Annotated in this window: 25 protein-coding genes; 16 read left to right on the top strand and 9 right to left on the bottom strand. The window is 68.4% G+C overall.

Translation table 11 applies throughout. The features are described from left to right. Positions 1–270: 270 nt before the first annotated feature. Both ACRYRV_RS09490 and ACRYRV_RS09485 read left to right on the top strand, forming a co-directional pair. Entirely contained in the window at positions 271–1,254 is a 984-nt protein-coding gene (locus tag ACRYRV_RS09490) for a TAXI family TRAP transporter solute-binding subunit (RefSeq protein ID WP_253446455.1), read from the top strand. Positions 1,255–1,348: 94 nt separating this feature from the next. Further along, a complete protein-coding gene (locus ACRYRV_RS09485; protein ID WP_444985300.1) occupies positions 1,349–3,550 on the top strand; it encodes a TRAP transporter permease in 2,202 nt (733 codons plus the stop codon). Positions 3,551–3,787: 237 nt separating this feature from the next. Here the strand turns inward: ACRYRV_RS09485 and metF are convergent, their stop codons facing one another. Beyond that, complete coding sequence (gene metF, locus ACRYRV_RS09480; protein WP_309636721.1) at positions 3,788–4,630, bottom strand: methylenetetrahydrofolate reductase [NAD(P)H]; 843 nt, start codon at positions 4,628–4,630, stop codon at positions 3,788–3,790. Between the two features lie 114 nt (positions 4,631–4,744). On the opposite strand from metF, the gene ACRYRV_RS09475 reads away from it, so the two are divergent. Further along, positions 4,745–5,680, top strand: a complete 936-nt coding sequence (locus ACRYRV_RS09475; protein ID WP_444985301.1) for an AEC family transporter — start codon at positions 4,745–4,747, stop codon at positions 5,678–5,680. On the opposite strand, the gene ahcY is transcribed toward ACRYRV_RS09475, so the two are convergent. After that, complete coding sequence (gene ahcY / locus ACRYRV_RS09470) at positions 5,681–7,090, bottom strand: adenosylhomocysteinase (RefSeq protein WP_444985302.1); 1,410 nt, start codon at positions 7,088–7,090, stop codon at positions 5,681–5,683. Between the two features lie 72 nt (positions 7,091–7,162). After that, positions 7,163–8,083, bottom strand: a complete 921-nt coding sequence (locus ACRYRV_RS09465; protein ID WP_299312555.1) for a LysR family transcriptional regulator — start codon at positions 8,081–8,083, stop codon at positions 7,163–7,165. Between the two features lie 116 nt (positions 8,084–8,199). Here ACRYRV_RS09465 and ACRYRV_RS09460 point away from each other — a divergent pair, with 116 nt between their 5' ends. Both ACRYRV_RS09460 and ACRYRV_RS09455 read left to right on the top strand, forming a co-directional pair. After that, positions 8,200–8,562, top strand: a complete 363-nt coding sequence (locus ACRYRV_RS09460) for an SMR family transporter (protein ID WP_253446473.1) — start codon at positions 8,200–8,202, stop codon at positions 8,560–8,562. Then, positions 8,553–8,879, top strand: coding sequence for an SMR family transporter (locus ACRYRV_RS09455; RefSeq protein ID WP_309636719.1), 327 nt, complete (start codon positions 8,553–8,555; stop codon positions 8,877–8,879). Before ACRYRV_RS09460 ends, ACRYRV_RS09455 begins: the two co-directional genes overlap by 10 nt. A gap of 110 nt (positions 8,880–8,989) precedes the next feature. Here the strand turns inward: ACRYRV_RS09455 and metK are convergent, their stop codons facing one another. Then, positions 8,990–10,210, bottom strand: coding sequence for a methionine adenosyltransferase (gene metK / locus ACRYRV_RS09450; RefSeq protein ID WP_253446480.1), 1,221 nt, complete (start codon positions 10,208–10,210; stop codon positions 8,990–8,992). Positions 10,211–10,488: 278 nt separating this feature from the next. Here metK and tkt point away from each other — a divergent pair, with 278 nt between their 5' ends. The 6 genes from tkt (at position 10,489) to fba (ending at position 17,220) form a co-directional block, all read left to right on the top strand. Beyond that, positions 10,489–12,483 (top strand): transketolase, encoded by a 1,995-nt coding sequence (gene tkt, locus ACRYRV_RS09445; protein WP_253446483.1) that lies wholly within the window; start codon positions 10,489–10,491, stop codon positions 12,481–12,483. Between the two features lie 165 nt (positions 12,484–12,648). Beyond that, complete coding sequence (locus ACRYRV_RS09440; RefSeq protein ID WP_253446486.1) at positions 12,649–13,008, top strand: CidA/LrgA family protein; 360 nt, start codon at positions 12,649–12,651, stop codon at positions 13,006–13,008. Next, entirely contained in the window at positions 13,001–13,717 is a 717-nt protein-coding gene (locus ACRYRV_RS09435; protein ID WP_309636717.1) for an LrgB family protein, read from the top strand. The genes ACRYRV_RS09440 and ACRYRV_RS09435 overlap by 8 nt, the downstream gene beginning before the upstream one ends. Before the next feature lie 67 nt (positions 13,718–13,784). Further along, on the top strand, positions 13,785–14,864 hold the full coding sequence (locus tag ACRYRV_RS09430) for a type I glyceraldehyde-3-phosphate dehydrogenase (protein ID WP_444985303.1): 1,080 nt from the start codon (positions 13,785–13,787) through the stop codon (positions 14,862–14,864). A 36-nt stretch (positions 14,865–14,900) separates the two neighbouring features. Next, positions 14,901–16,070: a phosphoglycerate kinase gene (locus ACRYRV_RS09425; RefSeq protein ID WP_444985304.1), complete on the top strand. Its 1,170-nt coding sequence runs from the start codon at positions 14,901–14,903 to the stop codon at positions 16,068–16,070. Positions 16,071–16,155: 85 nt separating this feature from the next. After that, positions 16,156–17,220, top strand: coding sequence for a class II fructose-bisphosphate aldolase (fba, locus tag ACRYRV_RS09420; protein WP_253446498.1), 1,065 nt, complete (start codon positions 16,156–16,158; stop codon positions 17,218–17,220). Positions 17,221–17,388: 168 nt separating this feature from the next. Here fba and ACRYRV_RS09415 read toward each other — a convergent pair whose 3' ends face one another. Beyond that, positions 17,389–17,703 (bottom strand): hypothetical protein, encoded by a 315-nt coding sequence (locus ACRYRV_RS09415; protein ID WP_444985305.1) that lies wholly within the window; start codon positions 17,701–17,703, stop codon positions 17,389–17,391. A gap of 396 nt (positions 17,704–18,099) precedes the next feature. On the opposite strand from ACRYRV_RS09415, the gene ACRYRV_RS09410 reads away from it, so the two are divergent. Continuing rightward, on the top strand, positions 18,100–18,789 hold the full coding sequence (locus tag ACRYRV_RS09410) for an HAD family hydrolase (protein ID WP_253446504.1): 690 nt from the start codon (positions 18,100–18,102) through the stop codon (positions 18,787–18,789). 72 nt (positions 18,790–18,861) lie between these two features. Then, a complete protein-coding gene (locus ACRYRV_RS09405) occupies positions 18,862–19,236 on the top strand; it encodes a translation initiation factor Sui1 (RefSeq protein WP_253446507.1) in 375 nt (124 codons plus the stop codon). Positions 19,237–19,242: 6 nt separating this feature from the next. Here the strand turns inward: ACRYRV_RS09405 and ACRYRV_RS09400 are convergent, their stop codons facing one another. Next, positions 19,243–20,085: an NAD-dependent protein deacetylase gene (locus ACRYRV_RS09400; protein WP_444985306.1), complete on the bottom strand. Its 843-nt coding sequence runs from the start codon at positions 20,083–20,085 to the stop codon at positions 19,243–19,245. Positions 20,086–20,206: 121 nt separating this feature from the next. Between ACRYRV_RS09400 and ACRYRV_RS09395 the strand changes: the two genes are divergently transcribed. Beyond that, positions 20,207–21,109: a nuclease-related domain-containing protein gene (locus tag ACRYRV_RS09395; protein WP_253446513.1), complete on the top strand. Its 903-nt coding sequence runs from the start codon at positions 20,207–20,209 to the stop codon at positions 21,107–21,109. A 15-nt stretch (positions 21,110–21,124) separates the two neighbouring features. Here ACRYRV_RS09395 and ACRYRV_RS09390 read toward each other — a convergent pair whose 3' ends face one another. Next, positions 21,125–22,474 carry a deoxyguanosinetriphosphate triphosphohydrolase gene (locus ACRYRV_RS09390; protein WP_253446516.1) on the bottom strand — a complete coding sequence of 450 codons (1,350 nt, stop codon included), beginning with the start codon at positions 22,472–22,474 and terminating at the stop codon, positions 21,125–21,127. 145 nt (positions 22,475–22,619) lie between these two features. On the opposite strand from ACRYRV_RS09390, the gene ACRYRV_RS09385 reads away from it, so the two are divergent. Next, positions 22,620–22,889 carry a type II toxin-antitoxin system Phd/YefM family antitoxin gene (locus ACRYRV_RS09385; protein ID WP_253446519.1) on the top strand — a complete coding sequence of 90 codons (270 nt, stop codon included), beginning with the start codon at positions 22,620–22,622 and terminating at the stop codon, positions 22,887–22,889. Between the two features lie 2 nt (positions 22,890–22,891). Then, positions 22,892–23,212, top strand: a complete 321-nt coding sequence (locus tag ACRYRV_RS09380; protein ID WP_309636711.1) for a type II toxin-antitoxin system RelE/ParE family toxin — start codon at positions 22,892–22,894, stop codon at positions 23,210–23,212. A gap of 1 nt (position 23,213) precedes the next feature. Here ACRYRV_RS09380 and ACRYRV_RS09375 read toward each other — a convergent pair whose 3' ends face one another. Both ACRYRV_RS09375 and ACRYRV_RS09370 read right to left on the bottom strand, forming a co-directional pair. Beyond that, the gene (locus ACRYRV_RS09375) at positions 23,214–23,285 is read right to left on the bottom strand and encodes a hypothetical protein (RefSeq protein ID WP_444989518.1); all 72 of its coding nucleotides are present in this window, start codon (positions 23,283–23,285) and stop codon (positions 23,214–23,216) included. A gap of 104 nt (positions 23,286–23,389) precedes the next feature. Then, a complete protein-coding gene (locus ACRYRV_RS09370; RefSeq protein ID WP_445005985.1) occupies positions 23,390–23,461 on the bottom strand; it encodes a hypothetical protein in 72 nt (23 codons plus the stop codon). Positions 23,462–23,524 lie beyond the last annotated feature (63 nt).

Below are 23,524 nucleotides of genomic sequence, written 5' to 3'. Positions count from 1 at the left end.
GATTTCCACACACGGTCACCCCCGCCGGCGTGCGGTGATCCGCCACCGGCGACCCGCCGCCTCTTCGACCAAGGTCTCAAAGCGCCAGCGCAATTGATTGAAATCATGGCTTTTGATGGCGTCTGGCCCGACCCTTGCCATGTACAGCGTTGAAGATCGCCTCGGATCGGCAGCGGCAGACTCCAGGGGAGCTGCCAGACTGTGCAGGCAACTGCACGGGCCCACCGACCGGGGGCACCATCCAACAATCACATGTCTCGGAGTCACGCCATGCGTCACCTCTCCACCAAGCTTCTCGCCGGCACCGTCGCCGGTTCCCTGCTGGTCGCCGCAGCCGCCGCCCAGGCCGACCGCAGCGACTGGCCCTCCAACTTCACCGTGGGCACCGCCAGTCAGGGCGGCACCTACTACGTCTACGGCTCCGGCTGGGCCAACCTGGTAGCCGACGAGCTGGGCCTCTCCGGCGGCGGCGAGGTGACCGGCGGTCCGACCCAGAACCTGGCACTGGTGCATACCGGCGACCTGGCCTTCGGCCTGACCACCATGGGCCCCGCCGCCGATGCGGTGAAGGGCGAGAGTCCGCTGGCTCCCGGCATCCCCATGGACAACGTCTGCGCGCTCTTCCCGATGTACGAGACCCCGTTCTCCATCACCGCCCTGCGCAGCTCCGGCATCGAGTCGATCTCCGATATCCCGGACGGCGCCCGCATCGGCTTCGGCCCTGCGGCCTCCACCTCCGACACCTACTTCCCGGCCATCCTCGAGGAGCTCGGCGTCGACTTCCAGCGCCGCAACGGCGGCTGGTCCGACCTGGGCGGCCAGCTTCAGGACGGCCTGCTGGACGTCATCGCCTTCGCCGCCGGCATCCCGATCCCGGCGGTCAGCCAGCTCGAGGTGCAGACCAACGTCAACATCATCGAGTTCACCGAGGAGGAGCAGGCCACGGTGCTGGAGAACTTCCCGGTCTCCGAGTTCTGGATTCCCGCCAGCACCTACAGCACCCTGGAAGAGGATGCCCGGGCGGTCTCCATGTGGAACTTCGCCATCTCCCGCTGCGACCTGCCGGAGGACTTCATCTACGAAGTCACCAAGGCGACCATGGAGAACAACGACAAGATGCGTAACGTGCACCGTTCCGCCGAGACCACCATCCCGGAGAATATCGTGCACAACACCGTGCTGCCCTTCCATCCGGGTGCGGCGCGCTGGTACCAGGAGAACGGCTACGAGATCGACGAGTCGCTGATCAACTAAGCCCTTCCGCTGGCACACCTCGCCCCGCCCCGGCAGCGCCGGCGCGGGGCTTGTCGTCCCCAAGCCGTCTACCCCACCCAAGGGTGAATGTCCCATGAATCACACCCCCGACCCGCACAAGGGCTCCGAGGATGCCGCCCCGCACGTCCCCGACACCGTTGCCGAGGGCGTCGACGAGGAGATCGTCGAGTCAAACCGCCGCCTCTACGTCGGCTGGCAGTGGCTGCTCTTCGGCGCCCTGGCCATCATCTACGCCACCTTCCACCTCGTCTCCCTCAACGTCTACCCGATGGAGACCTGGTCGTTTCGCATCGTGCATATCGCCGGCGCCCTGATCCTCGGCTTCGCCCTCTACACCGGCACCCGCTTCGCCGGCGAGGCCAGCGTCAAGCAGTCGCCGCCCTGGCTGGGCTGGATCAGCTACGCGCTGCTGATTCCTGCCGGCTACGCGCTCTTCCAGGTCTGGCGCATGAACCAGATGATCGCGGGCGGCGCCATGCGCATCGACCCGGCCATCGAGGCCTGGCACTTCGGCTACCCGCTGATCTTCGCCGTCAGCGCCGCCATCCTGCTCTCCTGGACCTACCGCCAGGTGCGCGAGCGCCTCTCGCCCCCCGACCTGGTGCTGATGGTCGGCGCCCTGGCCGTGGCCGGCTATCTGATCCTGATCTTCTCGACGCCGCTGCGTGCCTCCACCGGCACCGCCTTCGCCCCCATCGGCATCTCCTATGCGGCGCTGGCCGGCTCGCTGCTGATCCTCGAGCTGACCCGCCGCGTGGCCGGCCTGGCGCTGGTGGTGATCTCCGCCATCTTCCTGGCCTACGTCTGGGCAGGCCCCTACCTGCCGGGCTTCCTGGGCTATCCGGGGCTCTCCTTCAACCGCTTCTTCAGCCAGCTCTATACCGATACCGGTATCCTCGGCCCGACCACCGCGGTCTCCTCGACCTATATCATCCTCTTCATCATCTTCGCGGCCTTCCTGCAGGCCTCCAAGGTAGGCGACTACTTCGTCAACTTCGCCTTCGCCGCGGCCGGCCGCGCACGGGGCGGCCCCGCCAAGGTCTCCATCTTCGCCTCGGGCCTGATGGGCATGATCAACGGCACCAGCGCCGGCAACGTGGTCTCCACCGGCTCCCTGACCATCCCGCTGATGAAGAAGGTGGGCTACCCGGGCCGCAGCGCCGGCGCCATCGAAGCCGCCGCCTCCACCGGCGGGCAGATCATGCCGCCGATCATGGGCGCCGGCGCCTTCATCATGGCCGAGATCACCGGCATCCCCTATACCGAGATCGCCGTGGCGGCGCTGATCCCCGCCATCCTCTACTTCCTCTCGGTCTACTGCATGGTGGACTTCGAGGCGGCCCGCAAGGGCATGCGCGGCATGCGCAAGGACGAGATCCCGCTCTTCTCGAAGCTGGCCAAGCAGGTCTATCTCTTCGCCCCCATCATCATCCTGATCGCCGCGCTGTTCATGGGCTACTCGGTGATCCGCGCCGGCACCCTGGCCACCGCCTCCGCCGCCGTGGTGAGCTGGCTCTCCCCCAACAAGATGGGCATCCGTGAGATCCTCAAGGCGCTGCAGCTGGCCGGCACCATGTCGATCCAGATCATCGCCGTCTGCGCCTGCGCGGGCATCATCGTCGGCGTGATCTCGCTGACCGGCGTGGGCGCGCGCTTCTCCTCCCTGCTGCTGGGTCTGGCCGGGGTCAGCCAGCTGCTGGCGCTCTTCTTCGCCATGTGCATCTCGATCCTGCTGGGCATGGGCATGCCGACGACCGCCGCCTATGCGGTAGCCGCCTCGGTGGTGGCCCCAGGCCTGATCAATATCGGCATCCAGCCGCTGGTGGCGCACTTCTTCGTGTTCTACTTCGCGGTGGTCTCGGCGATCACCCCGCCGGTGGCCCTGGCCTCCTATGCCGCGGCGGGCATCTCCGGCGACAACGCCATGGCCACCTCGGTGACCTCCTTCAAGGTCGGCCTGGCCGCCTTCATCGTGCCCTTCATGTTCTTCTACAGCCCGGCCATGCTGATGGAGGGCACCTGGCCGCAGATCCTGCGGGTCGGCGTCACCGCCACCCTGGGGATCGTGCTGCTGGCGGGCACCGTCCAGGCCTGGTTCTTCGGGCCGGTGAAGCTGTGGCAGCGCCTGGTGATGTTCGTGGGCGCCATGTTCATGATCTACGGCGGCATCTACACCGACGTGGCCGGCCTGGCCATCGGCGCCGCCCTGTTCATGATGCAGCGCAAGCTGCACGGCGGCGGCGGCTCGCCCCAGGCAGCCACCAGCAGCGGCTGACCGGCAAGGGCCTGCCCGGCGGGCCCTCTTCCCGGGCCGCGGTCGCCCCAACGCGCGAGGCCCCGCCATTGGCGGGGCCTCGCGCATTTATCGTGTCTCGTCCTCGGCGTAGGCGGTGACTCCCGGCCGCGCCCTCTCAACCAACAATGTTATCCAGAACCTTTAGGGTCGGGGCGGCCTGGTTCAGGCCGGCATAGAGAGAAAGTGCAGCCGGACGTGACCCCCGGCCGCGCCCTCTCAACCAACAATGTTATCCAGAATCTTTAGGGTCGGGGCGGCCTGGTTAAGGGTGTAGAAGTGCAGCCCCGGGGCGCCGCCGTCGAGCAGACGCTGGCAGAGGCGCGAGATCACCTCCTCGCCGAAGGCCGCGATGGCCTCGCTGTCGTCGCCATAGGCCTCGAGCTGCTTGCGGATCCAGCGCGGAATCTCGGCTCCGCAGGCGTCGGAGAAGCGCGCCAGCTTGGTGTAGTTGGTGATCGGCATGATGCCCGGCACGATGGGCGCCTCGACGCCCAGGGCGCGCGCCCGCTCCACGAAGTGGAAGTAGGCGTCGGCATTGAAGAAGTACTGGGTGATGGCGAGGTTGGCGCCGGCCTTCATCTTGCGGGCAAAGTTCTCGACATCGCGGTCGAAGCTCGGCGCCTGGGGATGCGACTCCGGATAGGCGGCCACGGCGATCTCGAAGTGATCCCCGCTCTCCTCGCGAATGAACTCGACCAGCTCGTTGGCGTAGCGCAGCTCGCCGATGCCGCCCATGCCCGAGGGCAGGTCGCCGCGCAGGGCCACCAGGCTGTTGATCCCCTCCTCGCGATAGCGTGCCAGGAGCTCCCGCAGCTGCCCCTTTTCGCTGCCGATGCAGGAGAGGTGGGGCGCCGTGGTAATGCCCGAATCACGCACCTGACGCACCGTGTTCAGGGTGCGATCCTGGGTGGAGCCGCCGGCCCCGTAGGTCACCGAAAAGAAGCGCGGCCCGCGCTCCGCCAGGGCATCGCGCACCTTGACCAGCTTCTCCCGGCCGGCATCGGTGTTGGGCGGGAAGAACTCGAAGCTGATACCCAGCGGATGTTCCTGCGTGCTCATCGGATGACCTCATGAAAACGTTGCATAATGGTGCCATTGTGACCGCTGCATGTTCGGGGCTCCAATGAAAGATTCGCGGCCCCATCATCAATCTTCTTCAAGTTCGGAGATTCCATGACCGTCCTCGACCCGGCGACCCTGATGGGCCCGCTCTGGACCCTGCTGGCCTATATCGCCCTGGGCTGGCTGGCCGCCCGGCGGCTGGCCATCGACCCGCGCCCCATCGCCACCCTGCTGATCTATCTGGTCGCACCGCTCACCTTCTTCCGCGGGCTGGTCCAGGGCGGCCCCACGCCGGACTATCTGCTGCTGACCCTGGCCGCCTTCCTGGTTTCCAGCCTGCTGGCCCTGGCCGTGCACCGCCTGACGCGGCACCGCTTCCCTCCTCAGGAGAGCGCCCTGCTCGCCTTCTCCGCCGGCACCGGCAACACCGGCTACTTCGGCCTGCCGGTGGCCATGGTGCTGCTGCCGCCGGAGGGCGTGACCCTCTACCTCTTCTGCGTGCTGGGCATCACCCTCTACGAGTTCACGGTGGGCTTCTACCTCTCCGCCCGGGGGCAGTTCTCGGTGGCCGACAGCCTGACCAAGATCGTGCGGCTACCGCTGGTCTACGCCTTCCTGGCGGCGCTGGTGGTCAGCGGCCTGGACCTGACGGTGCCGGAGGCCGCCATGGAGGGGCTGGCGGTCTTTCCCGCCACCTATACGCTGCTCGGCATGATGATCATCGGCATGACCCTGGGGCGGGTCTCGCTGCGCGAGATCGACGGCCGCTTCATGGCCGCCTGCGTGGCGGTGCGCAGCGTGATGTGGCCGCTGCTGGCCCTGGGCAGCGTGCTGGCCCTCCAGTCCCTGGTGCCGCTCTCCCGGGAGATGGCCATGGCGCTTTTGCTGCTGGGGGTGGTGCCCATGGCCGCCAACGTGGTGGTGGTGGCCATGGAGCTCGGCATCGCCCCGGCCAAGGGGGCGCTCGCCGTGCTGGCCACCACCCTGGCCGCCCCGCTGCTGATCCCGCTCTACCTGACGCTGATGATGCGGCTGGCGGGACTGTGATCAATAGCGGTAGCTGTCGGGCTTGTAGGGGCCGTCGGCGGGCACGCCGGTGTAGGCCTCCTGGGCCTCGGTCAGGCGAGTGATCACCCCGCCGAAGCCCTCCACCATGTAGCGGGCCACCTCCTCGTCGAGGTGGCGCGGCAGCACCCTGACCGCCAGCGCCTCGCGCTTCTCTTCCGCGGGCAGCTCGGCGAAGCGCCCCTGGTAGAGGTGCATCTGCGCCAGCACCTGGTTGGCGAAGGAGCCGTCCATCACTCGTGACGGGTGGCCAGTGGCATTGCCCAGGTTCACCAGCCGCCCCTCGGCGAGCAGGATCAGATAGTCGCGGCTCTCGGGGTCGAAGTGGCCCGGCCGGCTGTCCCGGTAGACCTTGTGCACCTGGGGCTTGACCTCCTCCCAGTGCCACTGGCGGCGCATGAAGGCGGTATCGATCTCGCTGTCGAAGTGGCCGATGTTGCACACCACCGCCCCCGGCTTGAGCGCCTCGAGCATGGGGGCATCGCAGGCGTCGATGTTCCCGGTGGCGGTGACCACTAGGTCGATGCGGCCGAGCAGCGCCCGGTCGACGCTCTCTGCGCCGCGATTGAGGCCGCCAACGTAGGGCGAGGCCACCTCGAAGCCGTCCATGCAGGCCTGCATGGCGCAGATCGGGTCGATCTCGGCCACCTTGACGATCATCCCCTCCTGGCGCAGCGACGCCGCCGAGCCCTTGCCCACGTCGCCGTAGCCCACCACCAGCGCCTGCTTGCCGGCCAGCAGATGGTCGGTGGCGCGTTTGATGGCATCGCTCAGGGAGTGGCGACAGCCGTACTTGTTGTCGTTCTTCGACTTGGTCACGGCGTCGTTGACGTTGATGGCAGGCACCCTGAGCAGGCCATCGCGCAACATCTCCTGCAGGCGATGCACCCCGGTGGTGGTCTCCTCGCTGATGCCGTGGATGGCGTCGAGCCGCTCCGGATACTTGTCGTGCAGGAGCGCGGTGAGGTCGCCGCCGTCGTCAAGCACCAGGTTGGGGGTCCAGCCGTCGGGCCCCTCGACGGTCTGCTCGATGCACCACCAGAACTCCGCTTCGCTCTCGCCCTTCCAGGCAAATACCGGGATGCCGGCGGCCGCGACAGCCGCGGCGGCGTGGTCCTGGGTGGAGAAGATATTGCACGACGACCAGCGCACGCTGGCGCCCAGATCGACGAGCGTCTCGATCAGCACCGCGGTCTGGATGGTCATGTGGATGCAGCCGGCGATGCGCGCCCCCGCCAGGGGCCGAGCGTCGCGATACCTGGCGCGGATCGCCATCAGGGCGGGCATCTCGGTCTCGGCGATGCGAATTTCGCGGCGGCCCCACTCGGCCAGGGCGAGGTCCGCCACCTTGAAGTCCTGACGGATGGGGGGAGTCACGGCGGGCTGGGTCATGGGTCACCTCTTCCAGGGAGCAGGGTGACCTTCACTATAGGCCGCCCGCGCCGCGTCCCGCCAAGCCCCCTCTCAATCCATCAACGGCCGTCCAGCCAGCCGGCCATGCCGGGCCAGGTAGCCCCTCAGGCGCTCCAGCAGCCAGTTGGTGATTCGGCCATCGCGGAAGTCGCGGGAGCGCAACGCCACGAAAGCCTGGGGCTGCACCGCTTCGGGGTGGGCCAGCAGGGTCAGCCGGCCGTCCTCGAGGCGCTCCCTCGCCAGCGGCGCCGGCACCAGCGCCCAGCCGATGCCGTCGCTCGCCATATCGCGCATCAGCTCGAAGTGGGAGACACCGATGCGCTGACGCACATCGAGCCGCGCCTGGCGCAGCCCTCCTTCCCCGTACCAGCTCTGGGCGATGAAGGGGTGCTCGCGCAGGTCCCGCTGGGTCACTCGACCCAGCCGGGCCAGCGGATGCTTGGGCGAGACCACCATCAGCATGTCCACGTCTCCCAGCACCAGCCGCTCGCTGCCGGCCACGTGGATCTCCTCGTCCATGACCCCGAGCCCCAGATCCACGGCGCCCTCGGCCAGCGTCGTCGCCAGCTCCGCCGCCGGCGAGAGGCCGAAGCCCAGGCTCAGAGCGGGAAAGGTGGCGCTCATCTCCGCCACCAGATCACGCCAGAAGGCTTCCGGCAGCGCATCGTCGCGGGCGATACGCAGCAGCGCCTCTTCGCCTTCCAGGTGACGATGACAGCGCGCCTCGATGGCCCGGGCCAGGTCGCTGAGGCGCTGGCAGTCATCCAGCAGCTCCAGCGCCAACGGCGTAGGCGCCAGGCGGTTGCCGCGGCGCTGAAAGAGCGTCACACCGAGCTGATCCTCCAGCGCCGATAGGCTCATGCTGACCGCTCCCCGGCTCTTGCCCAGCGCCCGTGCCGCCGCGGCGATGGAGCCGCGATGGCAGGTCTCCAGCAGCTCCTCGATCTGAATCAGCGTCATGTTGAGCGGCACGGCAGCTCCTCGGACTTTCGCATCAGGCGTCAGAATAGCTGACGCCGAGCGATTATGGCAGGTACCCGGCCCCACCTAGAATGGCACCCCACCCCATGACACGGAGAGACACTTTTATGCTGCTTGCCTGGACCTTTCTGTTGCTGGCGATCCTGACCGAGGTCTCCGGCGTCAGCACCATGAACCTGCTGAGCCAGGAGGGCGGCCCTCTCGGCTACCTGGTCATGTACGCCTGCATCGCCCTCTCCTACGTCTTCCTGGGCTTCGCCGTGAAGCGCATCGCCGTGGGCGTGGCCTTCGCCATGTGGGAAGGCGTCGGCATCGCCCTGATCACCGCCCTGTCGTTGCTGGTCTTCGACAGCGTGCTGTCGACCCAGGAGCTGGTCGGCCTCGGCCTGGTGGTGGTGGGTATCGTGATGATCAACGCCGGCGAAGTGCATGCCCCGGCCGCCGTAGAGGAGCACACAGCATGTCGCTGATCGGTCTGCCGCTGCTGCTGGTGGTGGGCGCCGCCGCCCTGGACGTGGCCGCCAACCTGCTGCTCAACCTCTCCGACGGCTTTCGCCGTCGAGGCTGGGGCATCCTGGCCATCCTGCTGGTGCTCGGGGCCTTCACCCTGCTGGCTCAGGCGGTTAGGCACATGGACCTGGCCATCGCCTATGCGACCTGGGGCGCCCTGGGCATCCTGGGCACCGCCCTGGGCGGCCGCTGGTGGTTCGGTCAGCGCCTCAACGCCCTGGGCTGGAGCGGCATCCTGGTGGTCATCATCGCCGTCATCGTGATCAAGACGGCCTGAGCGGGCCTCTCACCGCCCGCCCGCGAGCCATACGGCAGCGCCCGGCCAGTTCTGCTGGCCGGGCGCTGTCCCGTTCACCGAGGTGATACAGAAGGCTCGGGCGCCGGGCGTCAGAGACCAGCGGCCTGGCGCAGGGCGTTGGCGCGGTCGGTCTTCTCCCAGGGGAAGGCGGTGAAGGTCTCGGTATGCTCCTCGCCCTGGGTATCGGTCCAGGTGTAGGAGGTCTCGAAGGGCTCGCGGCCGAAGTGGCCGTAGGCCGCGGTGAGCCGGTACATGGGGTGCAGCAGGTCGAGCATGCGGGTGATGGCGTGGGGGCGCAGGTCGAAGTGCTCGCGCACCAGTTCGATGATCCGTGCGTCGTCCACCTTGCCGGTGCCGAAGGTGTTGATGGAGACCGAGGTGGGCTCGGCCACGCCGATGGCGTAGGAGACCTGGATCTCGCACTTGTCGGCCAGCCCCGCGGCGACGATGTTCTTGGCCACGTAGCGGCCGGCGTAGGCGGCGCTGCGGTCCACCTTGGAGGGGTCCTTGCCGGAGAAGGCGCCGCCGCCGTGGCGGGCCATGCCGCCGTAGGTATCGACGATGATCTTGCGCCCGGTCAGGCCGCAGTCGCCCACCGGACCGCCGATCACGAACTTGCCGGTGGGGTTGATGTGATACTGGGTAGTCTCGGAGAGCCACTCGGCGGGAATCACCTGCTCGATGATCTCGCGCTTGACCATCTTGCGCAGCTCCTCCTGGTCGATGCCCGGATCGTGCTGGGTGGAGAGCACCACCGCCTCCACCGCGCAGGGCTTGCCCTCGGCGTCGTAGCGGAAGGTGACCTGGCTCTTGGCATCCGGGCGCAGCCAGGGCAGCAGGCCGTGCTTGCGCAGCTCCGCCTGGCGCTCCACCAGGCGATGGGCGTAGTGGATCGGCGCCGGCATGAAGGAGTCGGTCTCGTTGGTGGCGTAGCCGAACATCAGCCCCTGGTCGCCGGCCCCCTGGTCCTCGGGGTGGCTGCGATCGACCCCCTGGGCGATATCCAGGCTCTGCTTGCCGATCAGGTTGAGCACGCCGCAGGTCTCACCGTCGAAGCCCACGTCCGAGGAGGTGTAGCCGATATCCAGGATCACCTGGCGCACCAGCTCCTCCAGGTCGACCCAGGCGGAGGTGCTGATCTCGCCGGCGACGATGGCCACCCCGGTCTTGACCAGGGTCTCGCAGGCCACCCGGGCCTGCTTGTCGCGGGCAATGATGGCGTCCAGCACCGCATCGGAAATCTGATCGGCAATCTTGTCCGGATGCCCCTCGGAAACGGACTCGGAAGTAAAGAGGGAGTATTCGCTCATGGCGTCCTCGACCTTGTGTGGTGCGGCAGTGCGACTGCGCCGGATGATCTGGGCGGCGCGAACGGGCGCGAAGCCCTGGCCTTTTGGGGCCAAGAGTCTACACCCTGGGGCAGGGCGAGGCATCCACGATTTGAAGCGCGGCGTCAAGTCGGCGACAATAAGGGACCGAATTCGATTCCGCCGCGAGCGTCCCGCGGCGGCTTACCCCAGCCGGAATGCCTGCCTTCGCTGCTCCCCCAGCGAAGGCAGGCATTCTGCCGCAGGCGAGGAGCTACCCAATGCCGTCCCGTTTCGAACTGGCCAATGCCATTCGCGCCCTGTCCATGGATGCCGTCCAGCGGGCCAAGTCCGGCCACCCCGGTGCGCCCATGGGCATGGCCGATATCGCCGAAGTGCTGTGGAACGACTACCTCAAGCACAACCCGGCCGACCCCAAGTGGCCCGACCGCGACCGCTTCGTGCTCTCCAACGGCCACGGCTCCATGCTGCTCTACTCCCTGCTGCACCTCAGCGGCTATGAGCTGAGCCTCGAAGAGCTGCAGGGCTTCCGCCAGCTCCACTCCAAGACCGCCGGCCATCCGGAATACGGCTACGCGCCGGGCGTCGAGACCACCACCGGCCCCCTCGGCCAGGGCCTGGCCAACGCCGTGGGCATGGCCATCGCCGAGAAGACCCTGGCGGCCCAGTTCAACCGCCCCGGGCACACCATCGTCGACCACAATACCTATGTGTTCCTGGGCGACGGCTGCCTGATGGAGGGCATCTCCCACGAGGTGTGCTCCCTGGCCGGCACCCAGAAGCTGGGCAAGCTGGTCGCCTTCTACGACGACAACGGCATCTCCATCGACGGCGAGGTCGAAGGCTGGTTCACCGATGACACCGCCAAGCGCTTCGAGGCCTACGGCTGGCACGTGGTGCCCAACGTCGACGGCCACAAGCCCGAGGAGATCAAGGCCGCCATCGAGCTGGCGAAGAGCCACGACGACAAGCCAAGCCTGATCATCTGCAAGACCGTCATCGGCTTCGGCGCCCCCAACAAGCAGGGCAAGGAGGAGTGCCACGGCGCCCCCCTGGGTGAGGAGGAGGTCGCCGCCGCCCGCCAGCAGCTCGACTGGCCCCACGCCCCCTTCCACATCCCGGAGCCCGTCTACCAGGGCTGGGACGCTCGCAAGCAGGGCAGCGCCGCCCAGAGCGAGTGGCAGGCGCGCTTCGAGCGCTATCGCGAAGAGTATCCGGCGCTGGCCCGCGAGTTCCAGCGCCGCCTGCAGCGCAAGCTGCCCGCCGACCTGAAGAGCGAAGCCCTCCAGGAAAAGGCCAACCAGGCCGAAGAGAGCATCGCCAGCCGCAAAGCCTCGCTCAACTGCCTCAACGAGCTGGGCCCGCAGCTGCCCGAGCTGCTGGGCGGCAGCGCCGACCTGGCGCCCTCCAACCTGACCTTCTGGAACGGCGCCAAGGCGATCACCCCGGAGACGCCGGACGGCAACTATCTGCACTACGGGGTGCGCGAATTCGGCATGGGCGCCATCATGAACGGCATCGCCCTGCACGGCGGCTTCGTGCCCTACGGCGCCACCTTCCTGATCTTCATGGAGTACATGCGCAACGCCGTGCGCATGGCGGCCCTGATGGATCAGCAGGCGATCTTCGTCTTCACCCACGACTCCATCGGCCTGGGCGAGGATGGCCCCACCCACCAGCCCATCGAGCAGCTGGCCAGCCTGCGCTCCACTCCCAACCTGGCCACCTGGCGCCCCTGTGACGCCGTGGAAACGGCTGCCGCCTGGGATGCCGCCCTCAAGCGCCACTCCGGCCCCTCCGCCCTGGTGCTCTCCCGTCAGAACCTGCCGCACCAGACCCGTACCAAGCAGCAGCTGGGCAATATCCAGCGCGGTGGATACGTCCTCAAGGACAGCGAAGGTACTCCGGAGCTGATCCTGATCGCCACCGGCTCCGAGGTCGGCCTGGCCATGGACGCCGCGGCCGAGCTCGAGCAGGCGGGCCACGCCGTGCGCGTGGTCTCCATGCCCTCCGCCTTCCGCTTCGACGGCCAGGAGGCCGAGTACCGCGAGAAGGTGCTGCCGAGCAGCGTCACCAAGCGGATCGCCATCGAGGCGAGCCATCGCGACTACTGGTACAAGTACGTGGGCCTCAACGGCCGCGTCATCGGCATGAGCACCTACGGCGAGTCCGCGCCGGCCGGCGACCTGTTCAAGCACTTCGGCTTCACCGTCGAGAACCTGGTGCAGGAAGCCAGGGAGCTGCTGGAGGGCTGATCCTCTCCGCTTCCGCTGCCCAGAGTGACAGGGGGCGCAGCCAGTCGGCTGCGCCCCCTTTGTTTTCAACGCAGCGCAACGTCTTCAGCGCCGCGCGGCCTCGGGACAGCCGATAGCGTGCTAACATGCCACTTCGATTCCGCCTTCTCTTCACAAGGAGCCTCGATGCCCGTTCTACGCGGTTTTCTCTGGCTGCTGGGCTTCCTGCTGCTCGGCGATGCGCTGGTCACCCTGACGGGGCTGCCGGTCTCCGCCGGCGTGGCGGGCATGCTGCTGCTCACCCTCTGGCTGGTGCTTCGGGGCAGCGTGAATGCCGATATCGCCGCCGCCGCCCGGCCGCTGATCAATGTGCTGGCCATGCTGATCATGCCCGGCGTCGTCGGCGTCTTCTTTATCCTCGATAGCCTGAGCGGCCAGTGGGCGGCGATCCTCGGCGCCCTGGTGGGGGGTACCCTGCTCAGCGTCTTCACCACCCTGTGGCTGATGCGCCGCCTGATCGTCGGGGAGGAGCCCGGCCGTGAGTGAGCTCCTCGACCACCTGCTGGCCACCCCGCTGCTGGCCATCGCCCTGACGCTTGCCGCCTACTTCGCCGGCGCCCGGCTGTTCCGCCTGGTGGGCGCACCAAGCTGGTGCCCGCCGATTCTGGTCGCCGCCCTGCTGCTGGCCGGGGTGCTGGCGCTGGCCGGCATCGACTACGCCGACTACCGGGAGGGGGCCGGCTGGCTGATGCTGCTGCTGGGCCCGGCCACCGTGGCCCTGGGGCTGCCGCTCTACCAGCAGATGGCTCATATCCGCGACCTCTGGCGGCCGCTGCTGGTCTGCCTGCCCATCGCCTCCGCCATGGCGGCCCTCTACGCGGTGGCCATCGCCTGGCTGCTGGGCGCCTCGCCGGAGGTGATGGCCTCCCTGGCGCCGAAGTCGGTCACCGCCCCCATCGCCATCGGCATCACCGAACAGCTCGGCGGCTCGGTGGCGCTGATGATGGGGGGCCTGCTGCTGACCGGCGTTGCCGCCATCGGCTTCGTCGACCTGGTGGCCCGCGGGCTGGGCATCCGCGACCAGCGCCTGCTGGGGCTCGCCCTGGGTATCAACGGCCACGCCCTGGGCACGGTGCGCGCCTTCGAGATCGGCCCCACCGCCGGCGCCTTCGCCTCCCTGGGCATGAGCCTCACCGGCATCCTCACCGCCCTGCTGCTGCCACTGGCCTGGCGGCTGCCGGGACTCGCCGGCTGAAGTGCGCTAGAATTGCCCCTTTCATTTCCCTCGTGACACCCCGCGACCTGGAGCCCCCACCACCGCCATGGCCTACCGCATCGCCATCAACGGTTACGGCCGCATCGGCCAGTGCGTGCTGCGTGCCCTGTTTGAAGAACAGAGGGCCGAACAGCAGAGAGCCACACGGCAGCGGGGCAGAGCGATCGGCGAGAGCGCTGCGTCGCTGGAGATCGTCGCCATCAACGAGCTCTCGGATCTCGATACCATCGCCTACCTGACTCGCTATGACACCACCCACGGCCGCTTCCCCGGCGAGGTGGAGACGGGTGACGGTCGCCTGGTCATCGATGGCCACCCCATCCGGGTGCTCTCCGAATCCGACCCCGAGCACCTGCCCTGGCGGGAGCTGGGCATCGACCTGGTGCTGGAGTGCTCCGGCAGCTTCAAGGATCGCGCCACGGCATCCCGCCACCTGGCGGCCGGCGCCGGCCGCCTGCTCTTCTCCCAGCCGGCGGAGAGCGACGTGGACGCCACCATCGTCACCGGCATCAACGACGGCGACCTGGCCGCCTCCCACCGCATCGTCTCGGCCGCCTCCTGCACCACCAACTGCCTGGTGCCGGTGCTCACCGTGCTGGACGAGGCCCTGGGCATCGAGCACGGCGTCACCACTACCATCCACTCGGCCATGAACGACCAGCCGGTGATCGACGCCTACCACCAGACCGATCTCCGCCTGACCCGCTCGGCGATGCACTCCATCGTGCCGGTGGATACCGGCCTGGCCCTGGGCATCAACCGCCTGGTGCCCCACCTGGCCGGGCGCTTCGAGTGCCTCCATGTCCGGGTGCCGACCATCAACGTCTCGGCCATGGATATCAGCCTCACGGTGCGCCGGGAGACCAGCGCCGCCGAGGTCAACGCCCTGCTCGCCGAGGCGAGCCGCGGCCGCCTGGCCGGGCTGCTCGGCTACACCGAGGAGCCTATGGCCTCGGTCGACTTCAACCACGATCCGCGCTCCGGTATCGTGGACGCCACCCAGACCCGGGTGGCCGGCGGCCGCCTGCTCAAGCTGCTGTGCTGGTTCGACAACGAGTGGGGATTCGCCAACCGCATGCTCGACGTCGGCCGGCGCCTGGCCGCCCTGCCCCTCGACACCCCTTGACCGCTTTTCGTTTGCTCAGATGAGGAACACGCCCCGATGAACGTGCGCAAGATGACCGACCTCGACCTCAGCGGCCAGCGCGTGCTGATCCGCGAGGACCTGAACGTGCCCGTCAAGCACGGCAAGGTGACCAGCGACGCCCGCCTGCGCGCGGCGCTGCCCACCATTCAGGCCGCCCGGGATGCCGGCGCCAAGGTGATGCTGATGAGCCACCTGGGCCGCCCCACCGAGGGCGAGCCCGCCGAGGAGTTCTCCCTGGCGCCGGTGGCCGAGCACCTGGGCGAGCTGCTGGGCCGTCCGGTGTCCCTGGTCAAGAAGTACCTCGACGTGGCGCTGGACCTGGCCGACGGCGAGGTGGTGCTGCTCGAGAACGTGCGCTTCAACGCCGGCGAGAAGAAGGATGAGGAGACCCTGGCCCGGCAGTACGCCGACCTGTGCGATATCTTCGTGATGGACGCCTTCGGTACCGCCCACCGCGCCCAGGCCTCCACCCACGGGGTGGCGCGCTTTGCGCCGGTGGCCTGCGCCGGCCCCCTGCTGGCCGCGGAACTCGACGCCCTGGAGAAGGCGCTGGCCACCCCGGCCCGGCCCATGACCGCCATCGTCGGCGGCTCCAAGGTCTCCACCAAGCTCGACGTGCTCAACGCCCTCTCCGAGAAGTGCGACCAGCTGATCGTCGGCGGCGGCATCGCCAATACCTTTATCGCCGCGGCGGGCCACAACGTCGGCAAGTCGCTGCATGAGGCCGATCTGATCGACCAGGCCAAGGCCCTGATGGCAAGGGTCGAGATCCCGCTGCCCACCGACGTGGTGGTGGCCACCGAGTTCTCCGACGCCGCCGAGGCCGTGGTCAAGCCGGTGGACCAGGTGAGCGACGACGAGATGATCCTCGACATCGGCCCCGAGAGCGCCACGCGCCTGGCCGCCATGCTCAAGGACGCCGGCACCATACTCTGGAACGGCCCCGTGGGCGTGTTCGAGATCGACCAGTTCGGCCACGGCACCGAGGTGATCTCCCGGGCCATCGCCGAGAGCCCGGCCTTCTCCATCGCCGGCGGCGGCGACACCCTGGCCGCCATCGACAAGTACGGCATCGCGGACCGGGTCTCCTACATCTCCACCGGCGGCGGCGCCTTCCTCGAGTACGTGGAGGGCAAGACCCTGCCGGCAGTGGCCGCCCTCGAGGCAGCCGCCGAGCGGGCCTGATAGACTCCAGGCACTCATTACCCCATCTCCCCAACGACCGACTCGCGGCGCCCCGGGCGCCGCGGCCACGCAAAAAGGTGACACCATGGCACTGATCAGCATGCGCCAGATGCTGGACCACGCCGCCGAGTACGGCTACGGCGTTCCGGCCTTCAACGTCAACAACCTCGAGCAGATGCGCGCCATCATGGAAGCCGCCGATCGCACCGACTCCCCGGTGATCGTCCAGGCCTCCGCCGGCGCCCGCAAGTACGCCGGCGCCCCCTTCCTGCGCCACCTGATCCTGGCCGCGGTGGAGGAGTTCCCGCATATCCCGGTCTGCATGCACCAGGACCATGGCACCAGCCCCGCGGTGTGCCAGCGCTCCATCCAGCTGGGCTTCTCCTCGGTGATGATGGACGGCTCCCTGGGCGAGGACGGCAAGACCCCGATGGACTACGACTACAACGTCGACGTCACCCGTCGCACCGTGGAGATGGCCCACGCCTGTGGCGTCTCCGTGGAGGGCGAGCTGGGCTGCCTGGGCTCCCTGGAGACCGGCATGGCCGGCGAAGAGGACGGCATCGGCGCCGAGGGCAAGCTGGACATGGAGCAGCTGCTCACCGACCCGGAGGAGGCCGCCGAGTTCGTCAAGGCCACCGGCGTGGATGCCCTGGCCATTGCCATCGGCACCAGCCACGGCGCCTACAAGTTCACCAAGCCGCCCACCGGCGACACCCTCTCCATCCAGCGCATCAAGGAGATCCACGCCCGCATCCCCGACACCCACCTGGTGATGCATGGCTCCTCCTCGGTGCCCCAGGAGTGGCTCGAGGTGATCAACCGCTATGGCGGCGAGATCCCCGAGACCTACGGCGTGCCGGTGGAGGAGATCGTCGAGGGTATCAAGCACGGCGTGCGCAAGGTCAACATCGACACCGACCTGCGCCTGGCCTCCACCGGGGCGGTGCGTCGCTTCCTGGCCGAGAACCCCAGCGAGTTCGACCCGCGCAAGTTCCTCAAGGAGACCGTCTCCGCCATGCGCGACGTCTGCATCGCCCGCTACGAGGCCTTCGGCACCGCCGGCCACGCCTCGAAGATCAGGCCGATCAGCCTGGAAGCCATGGTCGCCCGCTACGAGAGCGGCGAGCTGGCGCCCAAGGTGAAGTAAGGCGCCGACGCCTGCCCGCCGCGGCAGGCGAGCACCGCAAGGGGCGGCCCACCGGGCCGCCCCTCGTCGTTTCCGTACCCAGCCGCCTCCCACCAACGACGACGCCCCCGGCCAGGGCCGGGGGCGGCAGTGAGGAAGCGGCTTCCTCGGAGGGGAGTGGCGAGGCGATTACCAGGTGGATTCCTCGTCCTCGTCAGGGGTCTCCCACTCCTGCTCCTCCTCTTCTTCCTCTTCGTCGAAGGTCCACTCCTCTTCCTCGTTCTCGTACTCGGTCTCGTAGTCGGAGCCTTCGGCCTCAGTGCCCGCGAAGGGGTCGTCGGTGCCGGCACCGCCCCAGTTCTCATCCGGGGCCGGCTCCTCATGCGGCGCAGGCTCCTGGGGCTCATCGGGCTGCTCGCCGAAGCCGAAGGCCAGCGGGCTTGCGGTCAGGCCAACGGTGATACCGAAGATACCGAGCTTCTTGAGAAATTCCTTGGACATCATGTTCGCGCCTCCTGTGGGGTCTGAACCTGAGTTTCCTGAAATGAAGCCTCCTGGCTTCCTGTACCGGCGGCGAGCCTGTCGTCCTGCGCCACCGGGTCCTGCTCGCCCAGAGAGCTGCAGAAGCCGGGCCAAGCCGTGCCATGAAAACGAAAAATACATTAAAATCATAATGTTGAAATAGTCCCCGCCGGCCGAAAGGCTCGCTCCGGACGCCGCACCGGGGTGGTAAAATCTGACACATGGGGCCCGCCGACACAGCCCGCCGGCCCCGAAGGGCCCGATGAAGCATCTCTGCCTCCCTACGGCTCCAACAACGGAAACAGTGTTCACAAAAACCTGAAACTAGGCTTTAATATTCACATGATCACGCTCGGCAATTTCCCGCGAGGTTAGGTGATGGGCCGCCCCCTCTGTCTGCTCTTCGACTGCGACGGCACCCTGGTCGACAGCGAGCCGCTGCTCGCCGACGAAATGGCCACGGCGCTCAACGCCGTGGGCCTGCCCTTCCAGGCCAGCGACTACGTGGGTGAGTTTCGCGGGGCACGCTTCCGGCGCATCGTCGCCGCCCTGGAGAACCGCCACGGCAGCGTCGACCCGGCGGCGCTGGAGCCCCTGGAGGCGACCATGCGCGCCAACCTGAACCGCCGCCTGGCTACCGAGCTCACCCCCATCGAGGGCGCCAGCGAAGCCCTGGCCGCCCTGGCCGACTACCCCATGGGCGTGGTCTCCAACGGTCCCGAGAGCAAGATCCGCACCTCCCTCGGCGCCACCGGCCTGGATACCCTCTTCGGCGACCGCCTCTTCAGCGCCTATACCGCCAACTGCTGGAAGCCCGACCCCTGCCTCTATCGCTATGCCGCCAGCGCCCTGGGCTATTCACCGGAGCAGTGCCTGGCCATCGAGGACTCGGTGGTGGGCGTCAAGGCGGCTTTGGCGGCCGGCATGCGCGTGGTGCACCTCAATCGCTACCCCGACGTGGAGGAGACGCCGGAGGGCGCCATCATGATCACCAGCATGTTCCAGCTGCCCGCCGTGGTGGCCCGGGTGGTCATGGAGCCGGTCCTGGCCCGCGCCGCCGGGCGCTGAAGCCCATGCAGCCGGCGCCCGCCGGCGCTATCATCGCCCCGACACCTCATTCACCCTTTCGGGAGTCTTCTCATGCCTTCTCTGCAGGATCAGCTACGCGGCCTCGTCTACTCCACCGAGCACGGGGAGCTCTGCCCCGACTGCCGCGAGCCGGTGGCCGCCTGCCGCTGCGCCGAACTCGCCGAACAGGCCCGGCTGGCCGAGCTCGACGGTATCGTGCGCCTGCGCCGGGAAACCAGCGGCCGCAAGGGCAAGGGGGTCACCACGGTCACCGGCGTGCCGCTCCCCGAGGCGGAGCTCAAGGTCCTGGCCAAGCAGCTGAAGAAGGTGTGCGGCACCGGCGGCGCCGTGAAGGAGGGGGTGATCGAGATCCAGGGCGACCAGCGCGAGCGGCTCAAGGCGGAGCTGGAGAAGCGCGGCTATACCGTCAAGCTGGCCGGCGGCTGAGAGGCCTCAGGCACCGCCTTCACAGAGGGCCCGCAGCGCCGCCAGGGAGGCCTCCACCGGCGCCTCCACCTTGAGGGCGTAGAGGTCGTCGGCGCGGGTGCGGCCGAGGTTGAAGCAGGCAATGGGCTTGCCCTCCCGGGCAGCCGCCCGAGCGAAGCGGAATCCCGAATAGACCATCAGCGAGGAGCCCACCACCAGCAGCGCATCGCTCCTCTCGAGCAGGCCAAAGGCCCGCGCCACGCTCTCCCGGGGCACGCTGTCACCGAAGAAGACCACGTCGGGCTTCCAGATGCCGTGCCCGCAGCGGCTACAGTCGGGCACCCGGAAGTCGGAGAAGTCCGCCTCCAGGTCGGCGTCGCCGTCCGGCGCGGCCCGGGCCGACACCTCGGCCCAGCGCGGGTTGAGCCGCGCCAGCTCGGCGTGCAGGTCGTGGCGCATGCGGTTGGCGCCGCAGCCCATGCAGCGCACCCGGTCGGCCCGGCCGTGCAGATCGATCACCCGCCGGGAGCCGGCCCGCTGGTGCAGGCCGTCGACGTTCTGGGTGATGATCCCCGCCACCCGGCCCAGCGCCTCCAGCTCGGCCAGCCGCCGGTGGGCGGGATTGGGGCGCGCCTCACCGAGCACCCGAAAGCCCGCCAGGGCCCGCGCCCAGTAGCGCTGGCGCGCCGCCTGGCTGCCCATGAACTGCTGATGCTGCATGGGCGGCGAGCGCTTCCAGGCGCCGGCGGCATCCCGGTAGTCGGGAATCCCGCTGGCGGTGCTGATGCCCGCCCCGGTCAATACCGCCAGGCGCGCATGGCGCCGGGCAAAGCCCGCCAGGGCCTCGAACTGTCGCGATTCCAGTGTCACCGGCTGCTCCACGCGCCTCTCCTCGCCGCTCACCGAGTGAAAGAGAATGGCCCCGTGGGGGCAAGGTTGTCTAGAATGGCCGCAGACTCCGCCTCTCCCACAGATGGGCAAGGAACCCCCGATGGCCTGGCTGGAATACCTGCTTCCCCTGATCTTTCTCTTTCCCCTCGCCGCCCTGGCGGTGATCGTGGTGGCCCTGCGCAACCTCCATGACGCCCGGGTGCGCTCCCCCTTCGATGCCCATCCGCTGCGAGAACCCGGCCAGGGGCTGCGCGACCGCCTCGACGGCGCCTTCGCCGGCCTCTTCCTCAACGGCGCCCTGGGGCCCATCGCCACCCTGGCCCCGCTGGTCTACGGCATGGGGCGCATGCTCTTTGCCAGCGATCAGGACTGGATCGAGTGGGGGCTCTACGGGATGCTCAGCACCCTGCTGGTGCTGCTCTTCTGCTTCCTGCTGATGCGCGACTTCCAGCGTATCCGCCGCCTGAAGCTGGGGCTCGCCTGCGAGCTGGCGGTGGGCCAGGAGCTCGAACGCCTGATCCGCCCCGAGGCGCACCCCTACTACGTCTTCCACGATGTGCCCGCCCGGGGCACCCGCATCGACCATGTGGTGGTGACCCCCTGCGGCGTCTTCGTGGTGGAGACCCGTGCCCGCACTCGCCCCTTCACCCCGTCGGGCAAGGAGATCAACCTGGTCACGGTGGAGCGGGAGCGGCTGCGCTTCCCCGGCTGGAGCGAGCACGCTCCCCTGGAGAAGACCCGCGAGCTGGCCCAGTGGATGGCCGGCTGGCTCTCCGAACTGACCAGGCGCGAGGTGCCGGTCATGGGGGTGCTGACCCTGCCCGGCTGGGATGTCGATGCCCGCCAGGGCCCCGAGGATCTACTGGTGGTCAGCGGCCAGGGGCTGGCCGCTCAGCTCGCCGCGCTCTGCCCCGGCGAGTTCGACAACGAGACCCACGACGCCGTGATCGGCGTGCTGCTGGAGCGGGCCGCCCGCCTCGAGCGCCTGCCCGAACGGGACTGAGCCGCCCTCGCCGGCTCAGTCCCCCCTGAGCCGGCCGCCCATCTCCTGAGCCAGGTCCACCGCATAGTGGTCGGTCATGCCGCCGATGAAGTCGAGCATGCGCCGGTAGCTGTCATAGAGGCTCCAGGAGGGGCGCGGCGTGTTCTCGCCGATCAGCGCCAGTACCCGCTGGTGCTTGAAGGTGGAGCGGCCGCTGTGGTGCAGCTCGTGGGCCGCACCGATAAAGGCCTCGAGCAGGATCCCGAGCGTCGTATAGGCCCCGATCTCCAGCTTCGCCTTGCGCTCGTTCTGGAAGATGCGTTCCCGGGCGAGCTGCTTGGCCGCCTTGACCCCCCAGTCCAGATCGGGATGGCAGAGCTCGAGCAGGTCCTGGCGCAGCCGTCCGCTCAACAGCTCCCCCTCGTGCTGCACGAAGACCGCGCCGACGTCGTTCACCGCCCGCTCCATGGCCGCCCCGCGCAGGGCGGCGATGCGCCGCCGCTGGGAGACCCGGTGGCGCTGCATGGCGGCGTAGTCGGCGGGGGCGCCGCCGGCGATCTGGGTCAGGATCTCGGCCACTTCATCGAAGCGCAGGATCCCCATCTCTAGGCCATCCTCCAGATCGAGCAGGGCGTAGCAGATGTCATCGGCGGCCTCCACCAGCCAGGCCAGCGGATGGCGGCACCAGCGCTGCGGCCCGTTGGGCAGCAGTCCCAGGCGCTCGGCCACCTCGGCCAGCAGATGGCGCTCGCTCTGATAGCAGCCGAACTTGCCGGCCGCCCCGCCGTGCTCCACGGTCCAGGGGTACTTGAGCATGGTGCCCAGCGTCGCCGTGGTCAGCCGCATGCCGCCGCGGAACTGGTTGTACTCCACCTGGGTGACGATGCGAAAACCCTGGGCGTTGCCCTCATAGGTAAGCAGGTCCTGCTTCTCGAGGGGCGAGAGCCCCTCCAGCAGGCCGCTGCCGTCGCTTTCGGCCCGGGCGAACCAGTCGCGGATGGCATATTCGCCGGCGTGGCCGAAGGGCGGGTTGCCGATATCGTGGCCCAGGCAGGCGGCCTGGACGATCACGCCGAGATCCGCCGGGGTGATCCAGGCCGGCAGACGGCCGCTGAGCCGCTCGCCGACGATCATCCCCAGGGAGCGCCCCACGCAGCCCACCTCCAGGGAGTGGGTCAGGCGGGTGTGGATATGGTCGTTGTCGGTCAGGGGGTGCACCTGGGTCTTGCGCCCCAGGCGCCGGAAGGAGCCGGCGAAGACGATGCGGTCGTGATCCTTGTGGAAGGGGCTGCGGCCGATCTCGTCGCGCTCCCCGCCGGGGCGCTCCTCGCGCCGGTCGTGCAGGCGGCTCGGGTCCAGCAGCCGCTCCCAGCTCATCTGCGTCATGGGCATGCTCTCCTTGAGAGCCCCATTCTGGCAGCCCCGGCCGCCGCCGCCCAGCCCTGGCGCACGTCGTTGGCCCAGTCCCCGGTTGCCGCGGCACCAAATCCGGACTAAATTCAGTCCACATACCCATGCGGAACCGAACGCCATGAAGTACTCAGAGAACATCAAGCCGATCAGTTACCTGAAGGCGAATGCCGCCGAAATTTCCCGGACGCTCAACGAGCTGCGCGAGCCCATGGTGATCACTCAGAACGGCGAGGCCAAGATGGTCGTGCAGGACATCAGGAGCTATGAGCAGACCCAGGAGACACTGGCACTGCTCAAGATCCTGGCGCTTGGCAGCCAGGAGGTCGAGCAGGGCAAGACGCTGGATGCGGCCGAGTGTTTCAACCAGTTGCGCCGAGGAGAGCGCTAGCGGTGGCGCTGCAGGTCGAACTCACTGCCTCGGCCTTCGAGGACCTTCGCGAGCTCTACGACTTCATTGCCGAAGACTCGCCCCCTGCGGCCGAGCGGCTTCTCGCCGCCATCGAGGCGCGCATCATGTCGCTGGGGCAGCACCCCGAGCGCGGCAGCCATCCCCGTGAGCTGCTGGAGCTGGGTATCCGGGACTATCGCCAGGTCATCGAGCCGCCGGTACGCATCCTCTATCGTCAGCATCGCGAGCGACTCATCGTCTACCTGATTGCCCACAGCCGCCGTGACATGCAGCGGCTGCTGGCGCGCCGACTCCTAAGCTGACTCACTCGCCGTCCGCCAGCGCCGGCAGCAATACCTTGAGCTTACGGGTCAGGGTGTTGCGGCCCCAGCCCAGCAGCTCGGCGGCTTCGCCGGGCTTGTGGAGAGCGCCCGCCGGTATGGCGCAGGGCGGTCTCGATCAGGGTGCGTTCGCAGGCTCTGGAAAGCGGGACGGTCTCCTCACTCGCCGTCCGCCAGCGCCGGCAGCAGCGTCTTGAGCTTACGGGTCAGGGTGTTGCGCCCCCAGCCCAGCAGCTCGGCGGCTTCGCCGGGCTTGTGGAGAGCGCCCGCCGGTATGGCGCAGGGCGGTCTCGA

This window comes from Halomonas mongoliensis (assembly GCF_052496345.1).
This window is presented reverse-complemented; position numbering and strand designations above follow the sequence as displayed.

Coding starts and splice junctions, on each gene's coding strand:
- ACRYRV_RS09490 (WP_253446455.1), top strand. CDS start 271: ATGCGTCACCTCTCCACCAAGCTTCTCGCCGGCACCGTCGCCGGTTCC.
- ACRYRV_RS09485 (WP_444985300.1), top strand. CDS start 1,349: ATGAATCACACCCCCGACCCGCACAAGGGCTCCGAGGATGCCGCCCCG.
- metF (WP_309636721.1), bottom strand. CDS start 4,630: ATGAGCACGCAGGAACATCCGCTGGGTATCAGCTTCGAGTTCTTCCCG.
- ACRYRV_RS09475 (WP_444985301.1), top strand. CDS start 4,745: ATGACCGTCCTCGACCCGGCGACCCTGATGGGCCCGCTCTGGACCCTG.
- ahcY (WP_444985302.1), bottom strand. CDS start 7,090: ATGACCCAGCCCGCCGTGACTCCCCCCATCCGTCAGGACTTCAAGGTG.
- ACRYRV_RS09460 (WP_253446473.1), top strand. CDS start 8,200: ATGCTGCTTGCCTGGACCTTTCTGTTGCTGGCGATCCTGACCGAGGTC.
- ACRYRV_RS09455 (WP_309636719.1), top strand. CDS start 8,553: ATGTCGCTGATCGGTCTGCCGCTGCTGCTGGTGGTGGGCGCCGCCGCC.
- metK (WP_253446480.1), bottom strand. CDS start 10,210: ATGAGCGAATACTCCCTCTTTACTTCCGAGTCCGTTTCCGAGGGGCAT.
- tkt (WP_253446483.1), top strand. CDS start 10,489: ATGCCGTCCCGTTTCGAACTGGCCAATGCCATTCGCGCCCTGTCCATG.
- ACRYRV_RS09440 (WP_253446486.1), top strand. CDS start 12,649: ATGCCCGTTCTACGCGGTTTTCTCTGGCTGCTGGGCTTCCTGCTGCTC.
- ACRYRV_RS09430 (WP_444985303.1), top strand. CDS start 13,785: ATGGCCTACCGCATCGCCATCAACGGTTACGGCCGCATCGGCCAGTGC.
- ACRYRV_RS09425 (WP_444985304.1), top strand. CDS start 14,901: ATGAACGTGCGCAAGATGACCGACCTCGACCTCAGCGGCCAGCGCGTG.
- fba (WP_253446498.1), top strand. CDS start 16,156: ATGGCACTGATCAGCATGCGCCAGATGCTGGACCACGCCGCCGAGTAC.
- ACRYRV_RS09415 (WP_444985305.1), bottom strand. CDS start 17,703: ATGATGTCCAAGGAATTTCTCAAGAAGCTCGGTATCTTCGGTATCACC.
- ACRYRV_RS09410 (WP_253446504.1), top strand. CDS start 18,100: ATGGGCCGCCCCCTCTGTCTGCTCTTCGACTGCGACGGCACCCTGGTC.
- ACRYRV_RS09405 (WP_253446507.1), top strand. CDS start 18,862: ATGCCTTCTCTGCAGGATCAGCTACGCGGCCTCGTCTACTCCACCGAG.
- ACRYRV_RS09395 (WP_253446513.1), top strand. CDS start 20,207: ATGGCCTGGCTGGAATACCTGCTTCCCCTGATCTTTCTCTTTCCCCTC.
- ACRYRV_RS09390 (WP_253446516.1), bottom strand. CDS start 22,474: ATGACGCAGATGAGCTGGGAGCGGCTGCTGGACCCGAGCCGCCTGCAC.
- ACRYRV_RS09385 (WP_253446519.1), top strand. CDS start 22,620: ATGAAGTACTCAGAGAACATCAAGCCGATCAGTTACCTGAAGGCGAAT.